Origin of the sequence: Chitinophaga alhagiae, from assembly GCF_003568665.1 — a bacterium.
GTDB classification, from domain to species: domain Bacteria; phylum Bacteroidota; class Bacteroidia; order Chitinophagales; family Chitinophagaceae; genus Chitinophaga; species Chitinophaga alhagiae.
The window spans coordinates 178,381-204,242 of sequence record NZ_QXMH01000001.1 but is presented as its reverse complement, the minus strand read 5'-3'; the positions used below and the strand labels follow the sequence as shown (position 1 = coordinate 204,242).

Genomic DNA, 25,862 nt, shown 5'->3' with positions numbered 1-25,862 from the left:
TTCGAAAACGAATCTGTTATGAACTGTAAATATATACTGGGAGTCTTTTTGTGCATGGCCATACTGTCATGCAATAAAGAACTGCCCGTCCTGAACGGCGTGCCGGACTTTAACGTACGCCTGAATAAAAATACGTACAAGGCGAACGAAAAAATTGACTTCATCCTGGAAGGGGATGCCGGTACCATCTCCTTTTTCTCCGGCGAAACCGGAAGGGACTACGAGTTTCGGAACGGGCGTGTGGTAGAGGCTGGGGATCTGAAGCTGAGCTTTCAAAGCGCGGTATCCGGCGGGGCGCAGGCCAACCAGTTTTCGCTCTGGGCGTCTTCTGACTTTGACGGGCAGTATGACAACTATACCAGCATCCAGAACGGCAACTGGGTGGATATCTCAGACCGGTTTGTTTGGGGAACTGCCGCTACGTTCGTGGCATCCGGCAACCAAAACCTGTCTGACCTGAAGAAGCCGGGAAAAAGGCTCTACCTGGCTTTCAAATACCATACAAAACCACAGGTAGCAAATGGCGCTGCCCGGTCATGGATGGTGCAGAGCTTTTCCCTTACCACCGCCAGCAGTATCGGCAACCTGGTTGTTGCGGATATGAACAATGTGGGTTTTCATATCATAGACCAGGATTCTACACAGGCCATCTCAAGATCATCGGTGTCTGCAACCCGGCTCACCATGCTGGGCAACACCTTCACGGCCGCCGCGGACCCGGAGCTGACCACCTGGGCCATTACGGCCCCCTTTGAAGTGAATAACTTTGATAACGGGCCAGACAGGGCGGTGGGCATAAAAGCCCCCCTGGAGGCGCCAAAGGCTACGTACAGCTACAGCTATAGAACCCCGGGCACTTATAAAGCCATATTTGTTGCCTCCAATCACAACGTGTACGGCGGGCACCAGGTGGTGAAAGAAATAACGGTTACCATTACTCCTTGATTACACTTTTACCCGGGGTAGCTTTATAGCCTTGCCGCCAATAGAGCTGCCCCTTTTTTCCCCTGATTAATTATGATACGTAGCAGGTTGGGGATGATCATCCCTGTTTTTTTATGGTGTTTTCCTTTTTCCGCGCTGCATGCCATTGGGCAGCAGGCGAGAGAAACGGGCAAGCCGCATGTTGAATCGGTAGATAATTTCATTAGCACCGGCGATAACCACTGGCTGGGCGAATCCATGGCCATTGATTCAGACAGGTCTATCCGTGATGCCCTGGCCATGATGAAGGAGCTGTACAACACCAAAACTTTGTATTGGCGGGGATTGCAGGAAGCAGCCTGGGTCCGTACCCTCTATTTTCGGCCGGAAAACTACCGGTATGCCACCGCTATGCGCTGGTTCAGGCACCTGATAGAAAATGTGAAGGTAGAGCGGTTGGTGACCAGGGCGGGGGCTGAAGTGGGCATTGATGTATGGGGCGTGTCTACCCTGGGAGACTGGGGCTCGCCGGCAGATACGCCCGGTTTCAATGACTTCCCTTTCTGCTTTGAGTCCAGGCTCCGCATAGACCACCCGGAATGGGTACCGGTTGACAAGTACGGCTACAGAAGGCAGGGCGGCACTATTGAACTGGCCTATCCGGCAGCCAGGAAGGCGTTGATAGACCTGCACGTGCAACTGGCAAAAGAGGCCGGTTACAAAGGGGTGGCGTTTTTGACCTATGTGGAAAATTTTTCCTTGCGGTTCGAAGATGAGTTCGGGTACAGCGAGCCGGTTGTTGCGGAGTTTAAAAAACGGTATGGTATTGACATCCGCCGCGAGCCGTTTACCAAAATGGCCAGTGTACATGCCTGGCGCAAGTTGCGGGGAGAATATGTAACGCTGTTCTTTAAAGAGCTGAAAGAAGCGCTGGTAAAAGAAGGAATGGGGCTGGGCGTTTTTCTCGACCCCGTTATGCCGAACAAGCCGATGACCTGGGCCACCCTGCCGCATACGCATACTACAATCGGTAACATGTATATGGATATCAGCCAGTGGGTGCAAAACGGTATTGTAGACAGGTTGCTGGTGTACGGCGGGGTGAACGGGGGCCTGGCGGCTAAAACCGCCCTTGACCTGGCCTTCCTGGCAAGGGGCACATCTGCTGATATCAGCACATGTACCTCCGGCCCTTATAATGATTTGTGGAAGGACCTGCGGCGGCAGGGCATCAAAACAATTCTCACCCTGGGCAAAGACGCAGACTATATCCTGAGAAGCCCCCTTCCGGTGCAAACGGTGGCTGCGCTGAAGTCAGGCAGCGTATACGAAAAACTGCGCTTCCTTTGCCAGGTGGCGGAGGGGAGCAGTACGGCCGATGCGGCGCTGGTATTGCCCCTGCTGAAAAGCGGGAATGTGATCACGCGGCGCATGGCGTTGCTGGCGCTGGCGAAAATAGGGGACAGGGCGGCCATACCGGCCATGGAACATGCGCTCAGCGATGTGGAGGTAGGGGTGCAGAGCATGGCCATACATGCGCTGTCACAGTTAACAGGGCCGCAATCTGTCCGGAAAATATTTGACCTGGTGGGGCGGCGTAAGAGCCATCCGCTACTGGAAGTGTGCCATGCCTATTTGCATCGCATGCAGCCATTTCCCAAAGAAGAGTTTATACAGGCGGCACAATTTCATAAAGTACCGGAAGTACGGCTTACGGCCATGCGCATACTGGACATAAAGGCCTTCCCGGACCTGGCGCCCGTATACCGGAAGGGCCTGCAGGATAAAGACGGGTACGTAAGGTATACCAGCGCCCGCGGTTTGGGCAAGCTGCGCAATAATCCGGAAGCAGTGCAGGTGCTGATAGCGGCCCTGCGGCATCCGGATGTGGTTACGCAATGCCGGGCGGCCGTTTCGCTGGGTGAGCTGATGCAGCGTAAAGATGAGGCGGCGGCCGCCAAACAGGCTGAAATTATTGGCGCGCTGGGCGAAGTGTTTAAACGGTACGGCAATGGTTCAACGCGGTCAGACCTTTCCTGGGGGTACCGCTCTGTTGGCCAGGCCCTGCTTGATGGCGGCGAGGAAGGAGAAAACCTCCTGCATGCCTTCCGCACGCAACACGCAGACGGGCAGCTGGCTGAAATGGCCTGGCGGGTATTGGTGTACCGGGAAAAGAAAGGCCCCAACGCGTTCAACCTGATATCAGCGAAAGAGAACGACCTGCTGTTTGGCCTGCGGCCGGATTTTATGAAAGGACCAAAATAAAAATGATACGCTATGCGCTGCTTGTTTTATGTTTTGTGCTGCATGGCAACCCTGTTGCCGGGGTCCGTATGGGCCCAGCATATTTACGTTCATCCCGGAAAAGGGAACGACGCCGGTAACGGCAGCAGCCCGCAACAAGCTGTTCAATCCTTGCAGCGGGCGGTATCACTGGCCGTGCCGGGAACGGTTATTCATCTGATGCCAACGGAAACGGCCTGGCACGACTTCCTTTTTTTTCACGACCGGAGCGGTACGCCAGGCAAACCGATCATTGTGGAAGGCAACGGGGTGCGCCTGTCCGGAAGTGTGCCGGTCAACCCGCAGGAATGGGAGCATCTGGGAAACGGACTGTACAGGAACGACACCTTGTTCAGGCAGTTACGCGCTAACATGGACATAGTAAGGCGCTACTTTTTCCTGTTTGATGGTAAAATGGAGCGGATGGGGCGGTGCCTGAAAGGGCATAACGAACCTTTTCGGGACCCGGCGGAGCTGAAGCCTTTCGAATGGACGTTTGTACAGGCGGAAGGTGCGTTTTACCTGAAGACAGACCCCGCCCGCACATTGCAGGAACTGGACATTAAGATCCCCGTACGCCCAACCGGCGTGCAGTTTTCCGGTAAGGTCCACGATGTGATCGTCCGCAATATAAAGTGCGAGAATTTTTATAACGACGGGTTTGGTATTACGGGCCAGGTACACCGGGTACGTTTTGAACAGATACAGGCCTGGTATAATGGTGACGATGGTATTAGCGCCCATGCGGACTGTGCTTTTCACGTAGAAGGGTTCATATCGGCAGGTAACGGCACTGGCATCTGTGATACCGGGAACAGTTTTACCACTTATAATAACGTGCTCATCAGGGATTGTGCGGGCGTGGATGTATACTTCCTCAATGAAAAACCCGAAAGGCCCGCGTACCATGCGCTGCGGAACGCCCTGGTGTACTGCGCCGCCTTCAGGCCCGTCATATTGGAGGCAACCCACCCGGCTGCCGGGTTGGGCATATTGATGGAAAACGTACAGTTTCTGGCAAAGGAACATGGAGACAGGCAGGTGCGTATTGCCGGCAATGTTGACCTGAAAACAAGCCGGCTTGGCGCCGGCGGGCTGGCGTTCAGCCGCCCGGAACAGGCCGCCGCGGCAGACGGGGCATTTGATGCAGGCTGGCTGGCAACACTGGAAGCGCCATGGGGCCATCTGTTCAGGGAAGCATTTGAAAAAATGAAGGATAGTATTAGTATTCCATAATTATTCAGGTGATTTAACACATTTATCAACCTACTTTTAAGACTGGATACGTTGCATACCATTAGACGATTATACATGTGATTACGCTACTCTCTTCACTCACTAGCGATTGTTAATAAAATTAATACAATGATGTACAGGTATTTTTTTGAAAAAAATGGGTCAACTGTTTTTTTGAGGAAGCCGTTAAGGCATGCTTTTCTCTTTAAAGCCGCCTGCCTGGTGATAGCCATATTATTGGGCTGTCTGAACGTGATGGCCCAGCAGGTCCGCGTTCATGGCACTGTCAGGGAAGCGGGAGGCCAGGGGTTGCCGGGCGTGACCGTACGCCTTAAATCATCCGGAACGGGTACCACCACAGACGGATCGGGCCGCTTCCAATTGCTGCTGCCGGCCGGCGGCGGAGAGCTGGAATTTCGCCTCATGGGTTATGAGCCTTATGAGGTACGGGTAACCGGCGAACAGGAACTGAATATTGCGTTGCAGGAAAAAGCCTCGGAGCTGGAAGGCGTGGTAGTAGTGGGTTACGGCAAACAGTCCCGGGCAACCGTTACCACCGCTATCAGCAAGCTGGACAATAAAGTGCTGGAAAATATATCCTATGCCAATGTGGGTACCGCCATGCAGGGGGCCCTGGCGGGCGTAAAGGTGCAAACAACTTCCGGCCAGCCCGGAACGGCGCCCCGCATCATTGTCAGGGGCGGGACCTCTATCAATAACCCCAACGGGGCCGCACCCTTATATATCGTAGACGGTGTTATCAGGACCATTAACAATATATCGCCAGACGATGTGGAATCCATCCAGGTACTGAAAGACGCCGCTTCAACGGCCATATATGGCGCCCGCGGGTCTAACGGGGTGGTGTTGATCACCACCAAATCGGGAAAGGCCGGTAAAACGCAGGTAACGTACTCCGGGGATGTTACCACGTCCAAAGTGGTACGTTTATTCGAACTGGCATCCGCGGAGCAGTACATTACGCTGGGGCGCCTGGGAACAGTGGCGGTAGCGGGAAAATTGCCTACCTACCTGGGAAGGCTTGCCCAGCCGTTGGGATATGGTACCGGTAATGACTTTACCAAGAATACGGATTATACCACCATGTACCTGACCGATGCCAACCGGCATAAGCTGAACGAAGGCTGGCAGTCTATGCCGGACCCGGTAGACCCTTCAAAAACGATTATCTATAAAGAAACGGATTTCCAGGCGCTGGCCATGCAGACCGGTATTTCTTCCAGTCATCACCTGTCTGTGTCCGGGGGAACGGAAAAAGCCACCTTTAACGCAGGCGTTGGCTACCTCGATGCGTCCGGCACCGCTAAAACCACCTTCTACAAAAGGCTGACGTTTAACCTGAACGGTGACCTGTACGCCACCAACAAGCTGAAGTTTTTTGCGCGGACCATGTTTGCACAGGCGGTTGACAACCGGCTGGTGTCTGACAGTTACACCTTCTGGGGAGCCGCCACCCGGCCCACTGCCAAGTATACGTATGAAGATGGTACGCTGGCGCCGGGGCGGATCAACCAGGGCAACCCTGATTATCATATGAAGAACCGGGATGCGGAGAACCGTTCTTACAACCTGACCCTCACCGCAGGTGCGCGGTGGGATATAGCGGACGGCCTGTCATTTGAACCGCAGGTGTCTCACAACAGCACATTCGGGTTCAACCGGTCTTTCCAGCCAACGTATGGTAACGGGTCAGGCCGTATTGTGTCAACGCGCGCCGCATCGGCCAACGATTCGCGCAACAACCAGATACAGGCAGACGCCGTGCTGACCTACGTAAAGGCCATCAGGGACCATCACCTTGATGTTAAGGCCGGTTTCTCCTATTTCAAGCGCAGCGCTTATTCAGTGGCCGCTGCGGGCCAGGGCGCTTCTACAGACCTGATACCCACCCTCAATGCGGTGGGGCAGTTCGTATCCATGAGCAGCACGTTGAGCGACCAGGTGATCCTCGGGTACTTTTCCCGCATCAATTATGACTATAAACAAAAATACTTGCTGTCCATCAACATGCGGTACGACGGCGCTTCCAACCTGGGAGAGCAGAACAAGTGGGGCTATTTTCCGGGCATCTCCGTGGGCTGGAACATGCACAATGAAGATTTCTGGGCATCTGTTCCCAAAATGTTCTCTACCGTCAAGCTGCGGGCCAGTTACGGGGTGAACGGCAATATCAGCCAGCTGGGCGACTTTACAGCGCAGGGCACCTATAGCGTAGGAGGGCAATATGCCGGCGGGCCTGTGATCCAGAATACCGGCATTCCGAACCCGGACTTGCGGTGGGAACGTTCCAAAACCGTGAACGTTGGTACAGACATTGGCCTGTTGAATAACCGTGTGCAAATTATGTTTGACGCTTACCGGCGCGTAACGGACGATCTGATTACCACGCTCACCCTGCCCGGCTCCACCGGTTTCACCGGCATACTCACCAACTACGGCAGCCTGGAGAACAAAGGAATTGAACTGGAGGCTAGCATACAACCCCTGGCCCCCACCAGCCGCTTTTCCTGGACGCTTTCCTTCAACGCGGCCAAAACCATTGGCACTATTTTAAGCCTGCCGGAAAACGGTATTGAAAGAAACCGGGTGGGAGGCAGCTATGTATGGGACGCGCCCTCCAAGTCATACCAGTGGAAGGGCGGCCTGCAGGAAGGCGGAAGAATAGGGGACTATTACATGTACAAGCAGCTCGGCGTATATGCTACAGATGAGCAAGCGGCCGGCGCGCCTGTTGACCGTGTGTCGCCCACCGCGGATAAAACCAAACACGGAGGTGATGTTATCTGGCTGGATGCGGACGGTAATGGTGAAATAGATTCCAGGGACATGGTGTACGTGGGCAATATGTACCCGGTGTGGACAGGCGGCATTTCCAACTACCTGCAGTACAAGAACTTTTCACTTGCCCTCCGCCTGGACTATACTACCGGGCATACCATCTACAATTACGGCCGGGCTTTTTATGATATTAATCTGGACGGGGATAACGTGATGACGAAAAGATTTGCGGACCTTTCCTGGAAGAAGCAGGGCGATGTCACCAATGTACCGAGGTACTACTGGCAGGATGCAACGGAGTACAACATCCGGCGGGGTAATTCGGAATACTACGAATCCGGCGACTACCTGGCTATCCGGGAGCTGACTCTGGCCTACAGCCTGCCGCAGCCAATATTATCCAAACTGAAGCTGACGAATGTTCGCCTCCATTTTACAGGGAATAACCTGCACTATTTTACCAAATACATGGGGCTGAACCCTGAAGACGGGGGGCAGGAATTTGGCCGTTACCCCATTCCAAGAAACTTCATTTTTGGGATCAATATTACCTTATAATTAAACAGGTTCGTCATGAGATACAAGTTTTTTTTACATACAAGTCCCGTTCTCCTTTTGATATTTATTTGCTCGGTATCCTGCAACCGGGAGCTGGAAGTGAAGCCCGTTAGCGTAATAACGAACGCTTCTTTCTGGAAAACCGAGAGTGACGTGCAGGGCGCGTTGAACGGCATGTATTTTTCCCTGCGGGAAATGAATAAAATGACCTACCAGCTTGGAGAAGGAAGGAGCGAGGTAATGACGTTCGGTATTGCGGGCACCGGTGGGTATGATCTGTTTTATCAGAACACACTGAACCCGAACAACCTGGCCGCTACCGGCAACTACTCCTCGGGGGTGGAATGGAAAGGATATTATACCATTATCAACACCGCCAATTTGCTGATCAAATATGTGCCGGGCATCAGCTTTGCCAACGCGGCTGATCAGCAGCGGGCACTGGCGCAGGCGTATGCCATGCGCGCCTATATATACTTTGTAATGGTACGCACCTGGGGTGATTTGCCTTTGCGTTTGCTGCCAACAGAGGGGTATGACCCCGCCCTGGTACACCTGGAACGCAGCCCTGTTGCCGCAATTTTTGAGCAGATAAAGGCTGACATAGCCGAAGCGCTGCAATTGTTCCCGGACAATTCCATTCCGGCGGGAAGGTATTTCTGGTCCAGGCCGTCTGCCAATGCGCTGAAAGCGGAAGTTTTCCTGTGGACGGCCAAAAGGCTGAATGGTGGTACCGCTGACTATACGGCGGCGTTGAACGCCTGTACGGAAGTGGAAGATGCCGATGCAACGCTGCTGGACAATTTTGCCGATATTTTCAAGTACCAGAACAAAGGTAACCGGGAAGTGCTGATGGCAATCCGCTTCCAGGAACTGGAGGCAGCCGGCTTCAGCTATTTCAGGGATATGTATATGTTTGCGGGGCTAATGCCCAGCAACGTATCGCAGTACACCCGGGACCTGATTGGCCCTACGGGCACCGGCCACAGTGTATGGAGCCCTTCAGCGCTGGTGAGGGACCAGTTTACCACAGACGATACGCGCAGGGATGCGTCGTTCTATGAAATTTATTCGGAAGAAGGAGGCACGCAGGTATATTTCACCGCGGCTGTGATGAAAGGCACCGGCATTGTGACCGCCGGCGGAGTAAGGGAATATGTAAGCGACATTATTATTTACCGGCTGGCCGATGTTATACTGATGAAGGCGGAGGCCAAAAATGGGCTCAGCCAGGACCCCGCCGCCGAAATGAACCGCATCCGGCAGCGTGCCTATAAAGACCAGTTCCCGGCCCATACCTTTGTTAGCGGCAGCCCAGCGCAGAATGACGCGGCTATATTGAAAGAACGTTTGCTGGAGCTGGTCTTTGAGGGTAAACGCTGGTGGGACCTTGTCCGGTACGATAAAGCTTTTGAAATTGTGCCTTCCCTGCAGGCCCGCGCAGCTGACAGATACCTGTTGCTGTTCCCGATTTCAACGAATACATTAAGTTTAGAACCGAAAGTAAAACAAAACCCGGGCTATGAGCAGTAACTATGTAAAATGCCTGTTAGCCGCACTGTTGCTGGCAACAGGCCCCTTGTCCGCACAGGTATGGCAGGGACCGCCGCTTCACCGGTTAACGCTCGAGGAATATGAGCACACGCTGGCCTACTGGCAGCGGCAATTCCCCGACCGGTTTGCGTATGAAAAAATCGGGCAAACACTGGAAGGAGACGGCATCTACCTGGCAAAGATCACCAACCGGGGCATTCCGGACAACAACAAGCAGGTAGCCCTCATCACCTCTATACACGGCGGGCCGGAACGCTCAGGCGTTACCGGAACGTTGTCTGTGCTGGAATGGTTGCTGGGGAACGATCCGCTGGCCGTGGAAACCAGGAACAGGCAACTGGTACTGTTCATTCCCATCGTGAACCCGCACGGCTTCTTTAAAACCGACCGGTTCGGAAATTCGGTAAAAATAGACCCGTACAACAGTGGCGGCGCCACATCATGGAATTTTACCAACGGCATCACATACAACCGGCAGGATGAATCGCCGGAGGTAAAGGCGCTGCTGCATGTTTTTGATACTTACCGGCCCGATGTCAATCTCGATATTCATGGTACCGGTATGCAGGAATACAAACAGGAACATATCAAACAACTGCGCGGTAAAAGTTTTCGCGGTCAGATCATGTTCGAGGTAACGGGAACGGCATACTCCAACAGCAACCTGCGTCCGTGGGACTGGCGTATTACCGAGGCCATGCTGGAAGCGGGGAGGAAAGAGGGTTTCCCCTCAGACCGCGCAGAGGCGGATGCGCAGCAAATGCACTGGAGCGCTAACATGCAGGCGGCAGAAGGCCAGTTGTGGCGGGGGCGCCCCCTGTTCTATACGGCGCAGTACGCCTATCTGAAATACCACACCTTGTTAAGCACGCTCGAAGTGGCCTGGGAGCAAAGCGCCGTTGCGCGCGCCAAAGGGCTGTTCAAGATAGGGAACGGCGTTTGGTCAGACGAGAACGTGCAGGGCTACCCCGTCAATAAAGTGCATGCCTTTGTGGGGAAATTCGTAGTGGCTTATGGAAAGAACGCAACAGAGCGGCGGAATAGCCGGGTAACCATCTGGCAGCAGCAGGCGGCTTTTAGCCATGGTATCGCATACCCGGAAGTGGAAGGCCGCGAAAGCTTTTTTGTAGGGCTTACACCAAAGGGGAACAGCTGGATGCACGAGGACCTGGACACGCTGGTGGAGCGGCTCAGGCAACAGCCGGGCTTCAACACAGATGCAATTGCTTCCTTTTTAAGAACAACCCCATATATCAAATTTGCATTTGAACGCTCAACCAGGAAACCATTGGACTCGGCGGGCATCAAATATGGTATGGGGCTTCGCGTAAGGGTGCCTTACGAGAACGCCAGGCTGAAGCAGGTACGGCTGAACGGGCATCTGCTGAAAGAGAGCGCTGCAGACGGGTATCAGGCCTGGAAAGGAGAGGGGTACCTGCAGGTGCAGGTGAACATTCCGCCGGCCAAAGCAGCCGGTATGGACATGGCCATTCTTACCTGCGAGTATGAAGCGGGCGTAAAACGTTCCTACGGCTGGACGCCCCCAAAAGCAGTGCTGGACCAACTCAAGAAAAAATAACCTATGGGGCAGAACAGAAGAAATTTTTTACAACAGGCTACGCTGGTGGCTACTGCGGCATTTTTACCCGCTACCGCCGGCGCAGGTGATCTGAAAGATGCGGACGCCTGGAAAAAGGGGAGAGCAATACCCCGCCCGTGCAAACCTGTAAAATGGCGGAAAAAAGGAGTCGTGCTCAGGCCGGAAGAAGTCATCAAAGGAAAGTTCATCCAGAACTTTAATTCACCGGCAGTGCCTTTAGGCAACGGGAAGTGGCGTATCTGGTTTTCTGCTATTCCTGAAAAACCGCAGACTTTTAATATCGGTTATGCGGAAGGCGTACCGGGTCAGCAAATGGATGTGCAGCTGGCACAATTGTCCGAGGGAACACCCGGGCCGGGCGGGTTGTCTATTGGCAACCTGCCGGCGGGCTGGAACCCGGTGCAGCCCGTATATATACAGCTCAAAAACGGCCGGCACCGTTTGTATTTCTGGGCGCACGGAAAAGGCGTGGTGCGGTTTCTGGCGGCGGAGAGCGAAAACGGTCAGCACTATACCGTGCTAACTCCCCACGAGCCCTGTTTATACCACCCCAACGACCGGGCGGTGACCTTTACCGGCGTAACGGCAAGCGGCCAGAAAGTGACGGCTAAAAGCGACACGTTTAAACGCAATAACCCGAAGCCCGCGCATGAAAAAGATGCGCCGGAACATTTGATCTGTAACGATGCCACCACCGTTTACCAGCTGGCGGACGGCACCTTTGAATTGTATACGGTAACCCTCATGGGTCTGGAGCCCGGTGATCCCCGCTGGGCGCGTAATGATAACCTGGCGGGTTTTATACGGGTAATTGACCGCATGGTGAGCAAAGACGGGATCCACTTTACCGGCAGGTCACGCGTGCTGGCCCCTGACGGGAACGACCCGGAAGACCTGCAGTTCTACAACCTGAACGTTACCTATACAGATAAAGGAAGAGTGGGAATGCTGGGGCATTTCCGCTGTAAAGACCAAACGATGGACATTGAATGGTGCTATTCCCGCGATGGCATTCACTGGGAACGCCCCTGCCGCAACCTGCCCTGGATTGCCCGGGGATGGCCGGGAGCGGACCAGGACAGTTTATGCCTTTACCCTGCAACAGGGCTGGTGCCCTTTGAAGGGCGCTGGTACCTGTTCTATACCGGCTGTAACTACACCCACAACCATAAGGTAACAGATGGAGATGCCACTTCCATGATTCACCTGGCGGAAACAGCATCTATCTGGGATGTGTGATATTTTTCATCAATGGTTAGCCAGCCAGCCTATCGAAGCTATTTTGACAGGCTGGTTTTTTTTGCCGTTTTGAAAGATAGTGTTACTTAAATATAGGAAATAGGTAGTAAGGACACGGCTTCCCTAATAATTTTAATGGACCGTATACAGGGTTTCAAATTACATTTAAAACAGGTATGGGATTCGAAATAATAGAACGAGAAGAAGCATATGACGTGCTGATAGTAGGGTCTGGTGCCGGCGGTGGAATGGCCGTAAAAACTTTATCAGACGCTGGTTTGCGGGTAGCATTAATTGAAGCGGGGCCAGATTACGACCCGGCAGACCCGGAACAGCAAACACAATTGAAATGGCCTTACCAGTCTCCGCGCAGGGGCGCTGGCACGGTCCGGGACATTGGCGAGTTTACCGCTTCCCTGGGTGGATGGAAAATAGAAGGAGAGCCTTATACCAACACGAAGGATACGGAGTTCCGGTGGTACCGCTCCCGCATGATAGGCGGAAGGACCAATCACTGGGGGCGTATTTCCCTGCGTTTCGGCCCTGACGATTTCCGGCGCAGAAGCATTGACGGGCTGGGAGACGACTGGCCCATTACGTATGACGATGTGAAGCCTTTTTATGACCGCGTAGATAAAATGATAGGCGTATTTGGCACGCGTGAAGGGATTTACAATGAACCGGACGGTTTTTTTCTGCCGCCCCCCAAACCGCGTCTTCATGAACTGCTGGTCCAGAAAGCGGCCGCCAGGATCAATATCCCCGTTATTCCCGCAAGGTTGTCCGTATTGACGCGCCCTATCAGCAAAAGCCGGGGCGTGTGCTTCTATTGTAACCAGTGCAACCGCGGCTGCTCCGTGTATGGCGATTTTTCCTCTTCTTCCGTGCTGATCAAACCTGCCAGGAAGTCCGGTCATGTAGATGTGTATACCAACGCTATGGTGCGCGAGGTGCTCACAAATGCAGAAGGCCTCGCCACGGGCGTGCTGTATATTGATAAAACGGATTTGCAGGAGTACCGGGTACGTGCGCGGGTGGTGGTGCTGGCGGCGAGCGCCTGTGAGTCTGCGAGGATATTGCTGAACTCCCGCTCAGCCCGGTTTCCCAACGGAGTTGCCAATTCCAGCGGAATGGTGGGGCGTTACCTGCATGATTCCACCGGGGCCGTTCGCAGCGCTTTTATTCCACAGCTGATGGACCGGAAGCGGTATAATGAAGATGGCGTAGGCGGCATGCACGCCTACATTCCCTGGTGGCTGGATAATAAAAAACTCGGTTTTGCCCGCGGTTATCACGTTGAGCTGGGCGGTGGAATGACCATGCCCATGTATGGTTTCGGGTTCGGCATACAAGCGCTGAACGGGAAATACCCTGACAAGAACGGGCAGCAGAAACCTGCCGGCGGGTACGGCCTTTCCTGGAAGGAAGATGTAAAACGGTTTTACGGCGCCACCGTTTCATTTGCAGGACGTGGTGAAAGTATTGCACTGGAAAGCAACTATTGCAAAATTGATCCCGCTACCGTAGATAAATGGGGTATCCCTGTTCTGCAGTTCCACTACCAGTGGACGGACCAGGAGCTGAAGCAGGCCCGTCATATGCACGATACGTTTGAAGAATTGATCCATCAGATGGGTGGTGTGCCTAACGGGGAGAAACCCGGTGAAAGCGAGCAATACGGGCTGGCAAAGCCGGGCGCCATTATTCATGAGGTGGGCACTACCCGCATGGGGAACGATCCATCAAGGTCTGTATTGAACAAGTACAACCAGGCGCACGATTGCCGGAACCTGTTTGTAGTGGATGGCGGGCCTTTTGTTTCGCAGGCGGATAAAAACCCTACGTGGACCATTCTGGCCTTGTCGCTCCGCGCTGCCGAATACATGATCGATCAATTCAGGAAGAAAAATTTATAAAGTAAATGGATAGAAGGGAGTCACTGAAAATATTGGGAATAGGCTCGTTGCAGGCAAGCCTGCTGCTGGCCGGTTGCAGCGGCCGCTCCGGTTCTGCCGGGCAGAAAGCGATGCCGGTAGAATTATACGGCAGAACGGCGCAGGAAGCCGCATACGATGCCAGCCTGCACGCGGAGACATTTTTTACAGCACACGAGCGGAAAACACTGGCCGGCATTTGTGACTGGATCATACCTGCCGATGGGGAAACAGGCGGCGCTACAGCCGCCGGTGTAGTGGATTTTATCGAGTTTATAGTGAAAGACCAGCCGCCGCTTCAATTGCCCCTGCGCGGTGGCCTGGGCTGGATGGATATTACCTCCAGGGAACTGTATGGAAGATCTTTTATAGCCGCAACGCGTAATGAGCAGGCGGCGTTGCTCGACAAAATTGCATATCCCGGGAAAGTGGAAAAGGATTTTCTGGCAGGCGCGGGCTTTTTTAACCAGGTGCGGAATTTATGCACCACAGGTTACTTTACCAGTAAAATAGGCTTGAAAGACCTGGGGTATATGGGTAATACGCCCAATGCATGGGACGGGGCGCCGGAAGAAGTGCTGAAAGAGTATGATGTGGCATATGACCCCAGGTACCTGCATTTGTACGTCAGGCCGGAAGACAGGGGCACGCTCATGACCTGGGACGACCACCAGGGATAATTTGCAGTTGCACAGGGAAATTGATTAAATTACTAACAGCGAAAAATATACGATTACATGCCCGAAACCTTGAACGCCGATACGTCAAAAACGCCCAAAGGGGCCTGGTTAATGTTGGGGTTGCTGTGTGTGGTAGGCTGCCTGAATTACCTGGACAGAATGACGATTACCACCATGCGGGCCTCTGTACTGGAGAGCATACCTATGACGGACGCAGAGTTCGGTTTGCTTACCTCCGCTTTTTTATGGACGTATGGGATCGTAAGCCCCATATCAGGGTTCCTGGCAGACCGGTTCAGCCGCCGCAAGATCATTATCGGCAGCCTGCTTGCCTGGTCGCTGGTAACATGGGTTACCGGTTATGCCACCACTTTCAACCAGTTGCTGCTGACAAGGGTGCTGATGGGTCTGAGCGAAGGTTGTTATTTCCCCGCGGCGCTTGGTCTGATCGTCAGCTATCACACCGGGCGTACCCGTTCACTGGCCACCGGCATTCATGTAGCGGGCGTGATGCTGGGGCAGAGCCTGGGTTTTGTGGGCGGCTGGCTGGCAGAAACATATCACTGGTCCACAGCGTTTGCCGTGTTTGGCGGTATGGGTATTGTACACGCGTTTATACTGGTGATCTTTTTGAAGGACCGGCGGCCGGAAATACCCGAAAACAGCGCCACGGCAACACCCCTCATGACCATGCCCGGCTTTTTCAGGTCGTTCGGAAGAATTATGCGGAGCAGGAATTATTTGCTGCTGCTGATCTTTTATGCGTTACTGGGTATAGTTGGATGGATGACCATCGGCTGGCTGCCCACCTTCTACATGGAGGAATACCAGTTATCGCAAACAGAGGCGGGCGTATACGCCACGGCTTACCTGCACCCCTTTGGCTTTGGCGGCGCCATCCTGGGCGGCTTTCTGGCAGACCGTGCGGCCAGGCGGTTTAAGAAAGGGCGTTTTCTGGTGCCGGTATTGGGTTTGCTGATAGCCGCCCCCTGCGTTTACTTTGCCAGCCATTCCACGGTACTGCTTGTAACGGCGGTAGGATTTATGATATTTTCAACGACCCGCATTTTCGGGGACGCCAACCTGATGCCGATGCTTTGTGAAATTGTGGGCCCCGAGTTCCGCTCTTCAGCATACGGTACGCTCAATGCGGTTGGCTGCCTGGTGGGCGGGCTCGGCTTATATGCCGGCGGTATGTTGCGGGACAGGCATCTCGATCTTCGGTTGATGTTCCAGCTTTCCGCGATTGTTTTATTGCTGGCCGTGGTGATGCTGCTGCTGATCCGCCCGAAATACGATTCTGCTAACTAATTTATATTGGACATGAGCATATTACAACACATTTCAGAAACAGACCGGTTGCTGATCCAACAGGAGCTGCTGGATTTTCTGCCGGATGAGATTTATGATATCCATGCGCACCCTTTTCACCCGGCCCACTATGGCAACGAAGCATACCCATGGCTGGGTACCCGTGATGTGCTGGATTGCGCCGCCCACCAACGTTACCTGAAGCGGTATATGGGAGACCGGCTGATCCACGGGTTGTATTTTGCCGGGCCTCATCTCACCGCTGCAAGAGATGACCTGAACAACTGGGTATATGAAGAAGTGTCGCAAAACGGCACCCCTAAAAGCCTTGCGCTGAAACTGATAGCGCCGGAAGATGACAGGGAGCAGGCCCGGCGCGAATTGCAGGAGGGGAAATTTATCGGTTTCAAGGTATATCATATTTATGCCGGCCGGCCTGATACCATGCAGGCGTCTGTTACGGAATACGTACCGGAGTGGATGTGGGAAATATTGCATGAGTTTTCCGGTATCCTGCTGCTTCACATTGTTCGTGACGGCGCTATGGATGATAAAGACAACCAGCAGGAGCTGCGCAGGCTGTGCCTGCAATATCCGAACGCAAAAGTCATACTGGCGCATGTAGCGCGCAGCTTTAATTACAGGAACGGCCGCGCAGGCCTGTCTTTCCTGCAAGACCTGGATAACGTGTGGATAGATACCTCCGCTGTTACAGAGTCGGAATCATTCAAAGCGGCCTTACAGGCTTTAGGCCCCCGCCGCATACTCTGGGGTTCCGATTTTCCGGTTAGTGAGATGAGGGGCAGGTGTGTCACTACCGGCAATTATTTTTTCTGGCTGCATCCCGAGGTGCTGGACCCCGCTTTGAAGGCGCCCACCACTAGTGAGATGACGCTGATCGGCATTGAATCGCTGCTTTGCCTGAAAGAAGCCTGCCTGGATATGGGATTGACGCGGGCTGATATTGAAGACATATTCCTGAACAATTCCCTCCGCCTGTTAAACGTACACCTCCTGAAAAAAGCCGCCGGAGACGTGGCTCCAACGGCGTATGCCGCCGGGCCGCGGCGCTGGCGGGAAACCAAAACGCAAATTCCCGGCGGCACGGGCCTGTTGTCAAAACGCGCCGAAATGTATGATGTGGATACCTGGCCGGCTTTTTTTGAAAGGGCCAACGGCGCGTATGTATGGGATCTTGACGGGCGCCGCTATATTGATTTTGCGGGCGGAGTAGGTGCTGTTTTGCTGGGCTATGCAGACCCGCACGTGGTAGCCGCGGTAAGGCGGCGCATAGAAATGGGCTCGTACTGCACATTGGTGAACCCGCAGGAAAAGGAACTGGCAGACCGCCTGCTGCAGCTGCACCCCTGGGCCGGCAAGGTACAATTCGCACGCGGTGGCGGTGAGGCCATGACGGTGGCCGTACGGCTGGCCCGGGCAGCCACCGGCAAAAGCGGTGTGATATTTTGCGGTTATCATGGCTGGCACGACTGGTACCTGGCCGCAAACCTGGGAGAAGCGGCCGCGCTGGATGGCCATCTGCTGCCCGGTTTGGAGCCGAAAGGCGTACCCAGGGAACTGAAAGGTACTGCCGCCACCTTCCGCTACAATGATTTGCAATCGCTTGACAAGGCCTTGCAGCAAATGGAAGGAAAGCTGGCAGCCATAGTGATGGAGCCGGTAAGAAGCCAATGGCCGGCAGATGGTTTTCTGCAGGCAGTGCAGGAGCGTTGCCGGAAGGCCGGCGCCGTTTTTATCATAGATGAGATCACCAGCGGCCTGCGTTTCGGTTTTCCGGGAGCATTGAGCCGTTTGGGCGTGGAGCCGGATGTGGTGGTATATGCCAAAGCCATGAGCAACGGCTTCCCGTTTGGCGCGGTGGTGGGGAAAGATTGGGTGTTGCAGGAAGCCGTCAGCTCCTTCGTATCGTCCAGCTACTGGACGGACGGTGTTGGCACCGCTGCCGCGCTGGCCGTGCTTGACAAAATGGAGCGGGAAGGCGTGGCAGAAGCAGTATGGAGCAAGGGAGAAACGCTTGTCTGCCGCCTGCAGGAAATTGCCGCCCGGTACCCCCGCTGCCGGGTAAAGGTGAGCGGCATGCCTGCCGCACCGGTACTGGCCTTTGACCTGGGAAAAGAGGCCACGAACGCCAAACGGTTGTACGTCCGGAAAATGCAGCAGAGAGGAATATTGGTGAGCAGCATTTTTTATGTAATGGCAGCGCATACAGCGGCGCATTTTGAGCAGCTGTATACGCATTTTGACGCTACGCTGGCGGAGATACAGGCATTGATCGACCAGGGCGCGCTGCAGGCGGAAGTAGGGGCCGGGGAGGCACTATCCGGTTTTGCACGGTTAACATGAGCCAATGTGTCACGTAAAGAATTTACAACCATCAAAATAAAATAATAGATATGAGGCCAAGCCGGGTATTACAATTGCTGCGGGCAGGAAAGACCGCCAGCTGCTTTAAGGTGAATCTGCATGATCCCCAGGTAGCAGAACTGGCGGCCATGGCCGGGTTTGACTGCCTTTGGGTAGACCTGGAGCATCAGGGGCGGGACTGGGCCGGTATAGCTGCCAGCATATGGGCGGCCAAGGCGCATCAGGCAGATGTAATGGTGCGCGTGGCAAGAGGAGGGTATAGCGAATATATCAGGGCGCTGGAGCTGGATGCCACTGGTATTCTGGTGCCACACGTAATGAGCCTGCAGGATGCGCAGGAGCTGGTACGCATTACCAGGTTTCACCCGGTGGGCCGTCGCCCGCTGGATGGCGGGAATGCGGACGGCGGGTACACCCGTTTTGACATGCTCAGGTATATGGAACATGCCAACCGGGAGCGCTTTGTTATTTTCCAGATTGAAGATCCGGAACCTATGGAAGAGCTGGATGCCATTGCCGCGCTGGAAGGGTACGATATGCTGTTTTTTGGCCCTGGTGATTTCAGCCAGGGAATTGGCGCCCCTGGCCAGTGGGACCATCCGCGGCTGGCGGAGGCCCGCAGGCAGGTAGCTGCCGCGGCCCGCAGGCACGGAAAGTTCGCCGCAACAGTAGGCGGCCCGGGAAACCTGCAGGAGCTGTTTGATATGGGATACCAGTTTGTCAACGTCGGGGCGGACGTAGTGGGCCTGAACAGTTATTGCCAGCAACTGCTGGCGGCCTTTCACAACACACAGGCGCCTGGCAAGGGCAACAGCTACCTTGAACCTTGAAATCTTGCACCATGAGAAGAAAAGAACTGGGTAAAACGGGTATTGCTGTATCCGAAATAGCGTTCGGCGGTGTTGAAATAGGCATGCCTTACGGGCTGGGTATACATTCTCAGGCAGACATGCTGCCTGTACCGGAAGCTATCAGTTTGCTGCACCGGTCTCTGGACGCAGGCATTAATTTTTATGATACCGCCCGCCTCTATGGCGCCAGCGAAACCATTATGGGATTGGCTTTTGAAGGGAAGCGGCAGCAGGTGGCCATCGCCTCCAAATGCCGGCATCTGCGCACAGGAAGTGCCGCCCTGCCGGATAAACGCACCATCGAAAAAATAATCAGGGATTCTCTGGCAGAAAGCCTGCGGGAACTACGTACCGATTTTATAGACATCTACATGCTGCACCAGGCCGATGCGGAAATCTTGCGGCACGAAACCGTCATGCGCGTATTTGAAGACCTGAAAAAAAGCGGCAGCATCAGAGCTACCGGTGTGTCTACCTATAGCGCGGAAGAAACCAGGATAGCGCTGGATGCGGGTATTTGGGATGTAATTCAGCTGCCCTTCAATTTGCTGGACCAGCAGCAACGGGTACATTTTGAACAGGCGGCCCGGCAGGGGGTGGCGCTGGTGGCAAGGTCTGTGTTAATGAAGGGGCTGTTGAGCAGCCGGGGAACAACGCTGCCGGCGCCGCTGGAAAAAGTGCAGGCGCATATACAGCGGTACCTCCGGCTTCCGGGCATGAATATGGCGCAGCTGCCGGCCCTGGCCACGCGGTTTGCGCTGTCTTTCCCTGAAATCGGGGCAGTGCTTGTAGGTATTGACAGGGAGGCGTATTTACAGCAAACCCTGTTGTCTATTGAACAGGGAAACCTGGATGAGGGCTTGATGAAGCAGTTGAAGGCAATGGCCTATCCAGATCCGGATTTTCTGAACCTGGCCCGTTGGGCACAGGAAGGCTGGCTAAAATAATAATGATGATGATAAAATTGGGGATCATAGGCATGAGCCCGGGTAATGCGCATCCGTATTCCTGGTCGTCCATTATCAACGGGCAATTTGATGCCGGTGAAATTATAAAGGCCGGTTATCCGGCGGTGGCGGACTATTTGCAGGTCAATCAGGACACGCTGGGTATTCCACATGCGCGCGTTGCCCGCGTGTGGACGCAGGATGAACTGCTGTCGCGCAGCATTGCCAGATCTGCGGGCATTGACCGGGTGGTGGAGAATATGGAAGACATGGTGAGTGAGGTAGACGCGGTAATACTGGCGCGGGACGATCCGCACCAGCACGTGCAAATGGCGCACCCCTTTATAGAAGCCGGTATTCCGTTGTTTGTGGATAAGCCCCTGGCGGCCACTATAGAAGACCTGAAATGGTTCCGGCAAGCGGTGCAGGCAGGAAAGAAGCTGATGTCCTGCTCCTCCATGCGTTATGCCGCCGAATGCCGCACTGCCAAAACAGAGCTGCCGGGCCTGGGCAACATATCCTTTGTATCTGCAGTAGGGAAGAAGGACTGGCTGAAGTACGGTGTACACATGCTGGAAGCCCTGTTCTTCCTGCTGGACGATCCCCGGCCGGTGCGCGTTAAACACATCGGCACGGCAGAAAAGGCCAGCGTACAGGTCCGTTTTGAATCAGGCATACACGCCATGGTACACCTGATAGATGATATTTCGCCCACTTTCCAGTTGCATGTTTACGGAAAGCAGCACTGGAAATTCATTGATATCAGGAACTCATATGCCATGTTCCGCCAGAACATCCAGTCGTTCCTCCAGTTTGTAGAAACCGGTGTATCGCCTATTGAGTTTTATAAAACAGACCAGATCATACAGGTAGTGATAGCCGGCATCTTAAGCTACGAGAATGGTGGGCAGGAAATACAATTACCGCTAACAATATAGATCATGCATATCAGAGAACTATTTAGCCTGAAGGATAAAGTGTGTGTAGTAACGGGGGGCGCCGGAAAATACGGGAAATGTATTGCGGAAGGGCTGGCGGAAGCAGGCGGCACCGTTATTATCGCCTCCCGTAATTTGTCACAATGCGAAGAGGTGGCGGCCGGCTTCAGGGCGGCCGGCCTGGATGTGCATGCCCTTGCTGTAGACCAGGCCGGGCCGGACTCGGTGCGGCAATTTAAACAGGCCATCCTGGCTCGCTTCGGCAGGCTGGACGTATTTGTGAATAATGCCGTAGCACGCCCCATGAAAAGCTACGATTCGCCTATTGCTGAATTTGCGGAGTCCATGCGGGTAAATGCTACCGGCAATATGGATATACTGCGGGAAATGATCAGTTTACTGGAATTGAACCAGGGCGGGAGCGTTATCAACATCGGCTCTATGATGGGCATGCACGGCCCCGACCTCTCTAATTATGAAGGCACGGACATGACCATGTCCCCGCCGCCAGACTACTACTTTCACAATGCTGGTTTGCTGAACCTGACCCGGTACCTGGCAAAAATGCTGGCCGGCAAGAATATACGTGTCAATACCATCAGCCCGGGTGGATTGTTCAACCATCAGCATCCCCGTTTCCTGGAAAACTACACCCGCAAGGTACCCTTGCGGCGTATGGCAAATACGGACGATATTAAAGGGGTGGTGGTATTGCTGGCTTCACAGGCAGGCGCCTATATTAACGGCGAAAATATTCTGATGGACGGTGGGCTGAATGCCTGAGCCCAATAGCTATTCATTCACTATATAGGCTTCATTAAAGAAAATGGAGTCTTCTTCCAACTGCGTATCCAGGCGCTTGCGGTATTCCCTGGGGGTCATGTTTTTTATTTTCTTGAACTGCCGGTTAAAGTTGCCCAGGTTGTTAAACCCTACTTCATAGGCCACCTGCACAATTTTGTTCTGCTCATTTGCCAGCAGTTTACATGCCAGCCCGATCCTTACCTGGTTCAGATATTCAATAAACGTACAGCGGTACTGATTCTTGAAGAAATTGCAGAACGTGGTAACCGCCATGTTCGATACGCCGGCTATTTCCTGCAAGGAGATCTCCCGGTGAAAATTCAGCATAATGTACTCGTTGATCCTGTCTGTAGGGCCTTTCAGCTGATCTTCCTGGCGGGGTGTGTAACCGGGGCTGGCCAGCAGCTCCAGTTCCTGGGATTGCGAGAGCAGATCGAATATGGACATGAGGGCGGCTAGCCGCTGCAGGCCGTTCATGGTCATCATCTTTACCATCAGTTTGCCGATCTTTTCCCTGGCACTTCCCTGAATAACCAGCCCGCGCCGCGAAAGATCGAGTATTTTTTTCAGGGTTTCCATTTCCGGGATGTTTATAAATTCTTTACCAAGAAAATTTTCCTGGAAGTGGATCACGATGGCATCCGCATCATAAGCAGCCCCTCCGTTAATGAACGATTCATCGTTTACCCATACATGCGGCAGGTTCGGCCCCATAAGGACCAGGTCTCCCTCGTCGAAATACCCTATGTGATCACCTACCATTCTTCTGCCATGGCTTTTGGTAACGAGTACAAATTCGTATTCAGGATGATAATGCCAGGGACAGGGAAAGTACTTTCCGGTTTCTCTGAAAACGACGAAAGACTTGTCGATTTCTTTCGCAAAACGAACTTCAATAGCCTTCATGACGTTGAGCTTTTTTGTAAAAAAAACGCTGGTGACAGGTGGTGTGCCGGTTTTTGAAAGATAGTGTTATAAATATAAACAAAAGTAACATAATCCCATGCAGGCAGCACCTACTTTTACAACGTTGCGACTGGGTTTTTTAATGGTCGGGAACTACAGGTAGAACGTGAAATTTATTTACTCAAAAGTACATCAAAAGTTAAGTAAACCTAAAAAAATGAAAATTAAAATAGATCATCCTGAGCGTGACCCCCGGTTTGTGACCGGCGCTTATTCAGACGCTGTGCTGGTGGGTGGGTTTGCGTTTGTGAGCGGCCAGGCTTCGGTAGACTTTACAACCTCCAGGTTTGTGCTGGGAAGCATTGAAGAAGAAACCGCCCGTACCCTGGAGAACATAAAAATGATCCTGGCAAAGGCCGGCGCCACCATGGATGATATTGTAAAATGCACGGTACATCTGTCTGATATTACTTTTTTTGACCGGTACAATGAAGTGTATGCCGGGTATTTTACCGGTATAAAACCTGCAAGGACCACCGTTCAGTCCGTATTGGCGGAAGGCATCAAGGTGGAGATTGACTGTATCGCAAAAATTTCATCCCATGACAAAGTTGAACAATCAAGAGGTTGATATGGAAGTAGGAGTGGTTGGCTTGGGTTTGATGGGCAGCAGCATAGTAGTAGCGCTGCTGTTAAGCGGGCAAAAAGTGATCGGGGTGGCGCCGGTAGCATCTGACCTTGCGCATGCCGAAAAAAACATGCGGGCCATCCTGGTAGATTGTGCAAAGGCTTCCCCGTTGCAATACCCGGTGGAATGGTATATGCAGCGCCTTACATTAACCGAGGCATACGCAGCCCTGGCCAATTGCCGGCTGGTGATGGAATGTGTACTGGAAAAAGCGGCCATAAAGGCATCGGTATATGATAAAATTGAAGCCGTGGTAAGCCGCCATACGGTGATTGCCAGCAATACCTCGGCTATTCCCATCAGCGACCTGCAACGCACTGTTTTGTTCCCGGACCGTTTTGTTGGCGTGCATTGGGCAGAGCCGGCCTTTGCAACCCGCTTCCTGGAAATTACCTGCGGGAAGCAGACGGACCCGGCGTATGCCGAATGGGTGGTTGGCCTGTCCGCGCAATGGGAGAAAGAGCCTACCGTGCTGAAGAAAGATATTCGCGGGTTTATCACTAACCGGCTGATGTATGCGGTATACCGGGAACTGTTCCATTTGGTGGAAACGGGCAAAACCACCATAGAGGATGCGGATAAGGCGTTCCGGTATGACGCCGGGGCCTGGATCACTTTGATGGGCATTTTCCGCAGAATGGACTATACAGGCCTGGAAGATGGCGGCGTTATGCTGCGGAACATCATCCCTACCCTGAGCAACACAGGCCGTGTGCCCGTGGCCATGCAGCAAATTCTCGAAAAGGGGGGAAGGGGCACCCAGAACCAGGTAGGCCTGTATTCCTACAGCGTGGCCGAAGCGAGGTTATGGGAAGAGTCTTTCGCAAAATTTAACAGGGAAATTTACCAATTGGCGGCTAGGTATCCATTGCGGAAACAGCAGGTGGATGTGTAGCGCCAGCATATTTTATACATGAATCAGTACAAGAAATCAGCAGAATTGCTGGAAAGGGCCAAAAAGGTGTTGGCGGGAGGAGTTTCATCAGAGTTCAGGAAATATTCTTATCCCCATGCATTGTTTTATACCTCCGGAGAAGGCTGCCGTATTTACGACGCAGACGGGAACGGGTACCTCGATTTTTCACTCAGCCAGGGTCCGTTAATACTGGGGCATTCCCACCCGGAGGTGCTGGAGGCAGTGCATACCTATACCAACAAGGGGCAGTTATTTGCCGGCCAGCATATACAGGAACTGGAGCTGGCGGAAAAAATTCAGCAGCTGTTACCGGGCGCGGAACGCATGCGCTTTTGCCTGGACGGGTCTGCCGCCATTCAAACAGCTTTCAGGCTGGCCAGGGCAAAAACAGGCAAGCAGCTGTTCATCAGGTTTGAAGGGCATTACCACGGCTGGATGGATAATGTAAGCTGGGCGCTCTCCGCACCTGGCGTGGAAGCACTGGGCAGCCGTTTGGCGCCGGAAGTGTTCCCCTGGAGCCAGGGTTTGCCGGAGCAAGCCCGCAACGAGTTTATTACGCTTCCCTGGAACGATCTGGAACTGCTCCGGAAAGTAGTAGAGGAGCGCGCGCATGAAATTGCAGCGGTGATTACGGAACCCGTCATGTGCAACGCAGGGTGCATACTGCCCGAAAAAGGTTTCCTGGAAGGCATCAGGGAGCTGTGTACCATGCATAATATCACTTTTATCCTGGATGAAGTGATCACCGGTTTCCGCCTTTCGCTGAGCGGGGCACAGGGTTATTTTGGGGTTGTGCCAGACCTGGCGGTGTACGCCAAAGCAATAGCAAGCGGGTACCCCCTGAGCGTAATTTGCGGAAAATACGGGTGGATGCAGCTGCTGGAAAAGGGAACGGTTGTTCAGGCAGGCACCATGAACGCCGCGAATGCAACCGTTGCGGCAGCGCTCGCCACCGTCAGAACACTGGAAAAGCTGCAACCTTACAAGCGCATGTTTGACCTCGGGCAGCAATTGATGGACGGGTTGCGGGAAGCGGCAAAAGAAACAGGGCACCGCTTGCTGGTGCAGGGCCCCGGCCCAATGTTCCATACCGGGTTTACCCGCCTTGAAAAGGTGCGCGATTTCAGAGATACTTTCACTTTTGATAAAGAAAAACTTAACCGCTTTGTTGCGGGCCTGCAAAACAGCGGCATCCGCGTCATTGGCCGGGGGCTTTGGTATATCAGCGCCGTTCATACCGCAGATGATATCCGCACAGCTATTGAAAAAAGCCGCAAAGTGCTGGATGGTATGAACAGGGCATAAAATT

Annotated in this window: 19 protein-coding genes; 18 read left to right on the top strand and 1 reads right to left on the bottom strand. The window is 53.6% G+C overall.

Features of this window, described 5'->3' with window-relative positions; genetic code table 11:
- The first annotated feature begins 18 nt into the window (after nucleotides 1-18).
- From D3A97_RS00800 to D3A97_RS00730, 15 genes are all read left to right on the top strand, one after another.
- Complete coding sequence (locus D3A97_RS00800; RefSeq protein WP_119075674.1) at nucleotides 19-945, top strand: DUF5017 domain-containing protein; 927 nt, start codon at nucleotides 19-21, stop codon at nucleotides 943-945.
- Nucleotides 946-1,017: 72 nt separating this feature from the next.
- Nucleotides 1,018-3,189, top strand: a complete 2,172-nt coding sequence (locus D3A97_RS00795) for a HEAT repeat domain-containing protein (RefSeq protein WP_119075672.1) — start codon at nucleotides 1,018-1,020, stop codon at nucleotides 3,187-3,189.
- Between the two features lie 12 nt (nucleotides 3,190-3,201).
- The gene (locus D3A97_RS00790) at nucleotides 3,202-4,443 is read left to right on the top strand and encodes a hypothetical protein (RefSeq protein WP_157986292.1); all 1,242 of its coding nucleotides are present in this window, start codon (nucleotides 3,202-3,204) and stop codon (nucleotides 4,441-4,443) included.
- Nucleotides 4,444-4,617: 174 nt separating this feature from the next.
- Nucleotides 4,618-7,800, top strand: coding sequence for a SusC/RagA family TonB-linked outer membrane protein (locus D3A97_RS00785; RefSeq protein WP_232825807.1), 3,183 nt, complete (start codon nucleotides 4,618-4,620; stop codon nucleotides 7,798-7,800).
- A gap of 15 nt (nucleotides 7,801-7,815) precedes the next feature.
- Entirely contained in the window at nucleotides 7,816-9,333 is a 1,518-nt protein-coding gene (locus tag D3A97_RS00780) for a RagB/SusD family nutrient uptake outer membrane protein (RefSeq protein ID WP_119075668.1), read from the top strand.
- Complete coding sequence (locus tag D3A97_RS00775) at nucleotides 9,323-10,933, top strand: M14 family zinc carboxypeptidase (RefSeq protein WP_119075666.1); 1,611 nt, start codon at nucleotides 9,323-9,325, stop codon at nucleotides 10,931-10,933. The genes D3A97_RS00780 and D3A97_RS00775 overlap by 11 nt, the downstream gene beginning before the upstream one ends.
- Before the next feature lie 3 nt (nucleotides 10,934-10,936).
- A complete protein-coding gene (locus tag D3A97_RS00770) occupies nucleotides 10,937-12,193 on the top strand; it encodes a hypothetical protein (RefSeq protein WP_119075664.1) in 1,257 nt (418 codons plus the stop codon).
- Nucleotides 12,194-12,369: 176 nt separating this feature from the next.
- Nucleotides 12,370-14,109 carry a GMC family oxidoreductase gene (locus tag D3A97_RS00765; protein WP_119075662.1) on the top strand — a complete coding sequence of 580 codons (1,740 nt, stop codon included), beginning with the start codon at nucleotides 12,370-12,372 and terminating at the stop codon, nucleotides 14,107-14,109.
- A 5-nt stretch (nucleotides 14,110-14,114) separates the two neighbouring features.
- Nucleotides 14,115-14,807 (top strand): gluconate 2-dehydrogenase subunit 3 family protein, encoded by a 693-nt coding sequence (locus D3A97_RS00760; protein ID WP_119075660.1) that lies wholly within the window; start codon nucleotides 14,115-14,117, stop codon nucleotides 14,805-14,807.
- Nucleotides 14,808-14,864: 57 nt separating this feature from the next.
- Nucleotides 14,865-16,118, top strand: coding sequence for an MFS transporter (locus D3A97_RS00755; RefSeq protein WP_119075658.1), 1,254 nt, complete (start codon nucleotides 14,865-14,867; stop codon nucleotides 16,116-16,118).
- A gap of 12 nt (nucleotides 16,119-16,130) precedes the next feature.
- Nucleotides 16,131-18,482: an aminotransferase class III-fold pyridoxal phosphate-dependent enzyme gene (locus tag D3A97_RS00750; RefSeq protein ID WP_119075656.1), complete on the top strand. Its 2,352-nt coding sequence runs from the start codon at nucleotides 16,131-16,133 to the stop codon at nucleotides 18,480-18,482.
- A 50-nt stretch (nucleotides 18,483-18,532) separates the two neighbouring features.
- Nucleotides 18,533-19,333, top strand: coding sequence for an HpcH/HpaI aldolase family protein (locus D3A97_RS00745; protein ID WP_232825806.1), 801 nt, complete (start codon nucleotides 18,533-18,535; stop codon nucleotides 19,331-19,333).
- A gap of 11 nt (nucleotides 19,334-19,344) precedes the next feature.
- Nucleotides 19,345-20,301 (top strand): aldo/keto reductase, encoded by a 957-nt coding sequence (locus D3A97_RS00740; RefSeq protein WP_119075651.1) that lies wholly within the window; start codon nucleotides 19,345-19,347, stop codon nucleotides 20,299-20,301.
- Nucleotides 20,302-20,306: 5 nt separating this feature from the next.
- Entirely contained in the window at nucleotides 20,307-21,239 is a 933-nt protein-coding gene (locus D3A97_RS00735) for a Gfo/Idh/MocA family protein (RefSeq protein WP_232825805.1), read from the top strand.
- A gap of 3 nt (nucleotides 21,240-21,242) precedes the next feature.
- Complete coding sequence (locus D3A97_RS00730) at nucleotides 21,243-22,022, top strand: SDR family oxidoreductase (protein WP_119075648.1); 780 nt, start codon at nucleotides 21,243-21,245, stop codon at nucleotides 22,020-22,022.
- 9 nt (nucleotides 22,023-22,031) lie between these two features.
- On the opposite strand, the gene D3A97_RS00725 is transcribed toward D3A97_RS00730, so the two are convergent.
- Nucleotides 22,032-22,949, bottom strand: a complete 918-nt coding sequence (locus D3A97_RS00725) for an AraC family transcriptional regulator (RefSeq protein WP_119075646.1) — start codon at nucleotides 22,947-22,949, stop codon at nucleotides 22,032-22,034.
- 217 nt (nucleotides 22,950-23,166) lie between these two features.
- Here D3A97_RS00725 and D3A97_RS00720 point away from each other — a divergent pair, with 217 nt between their 5' ends.
- Genes D3A97_RS00720 through D3A97_RS00710 form a run of 3 tightly spaced genes read left to right on the top strand, consistent with a single transcriptional unit; the run spans nucleotide 23,167 to nucleotide 25,858 of the window.
- Complete coding sequence (locus D3A97_RS00720; protein WP_119078360.1) at nucleotides 23,167-23,580, top strand: RidA family protein; 414 nt, start codon at nucleotides 23,167-23,169, stop codon at nucleotides 23,578-23,580.
- The gene (locus D3A97_RS00715) at nucleotides 23,552-24,532 is read left to right on the top strand and encodes a 3-hydroxyacyl-CoA dehydrogenase family protein (protein WP_119075644.1); all 981 of its coding nucleotides are present in this window, start codon (nucleotides 23,552-23,554) and stop codon (nucleotides 24,530-24,532) included. The genes D3A97_RS00720 and D3A97_RS00715 overlap by 29 nt, the downstream gene beginning before the upstream one ends.
- Nucleotides 24,533-24,550: 18 nt before the next feature.
- Nucleotides 24,551-25,858, top strand: coding sequence for an aspartate aminotransferase family protein (locus tag D3A97_RS00710; protein WP_119075642.1), 1,308 nt, complete (start codon nucleotides 24,551-24,553; stop codon nucleotides 25,856-25,858).
- The last annotated feature ends 4 nt before the right edge of the window (nucleotides 25,859-25,862 follow it).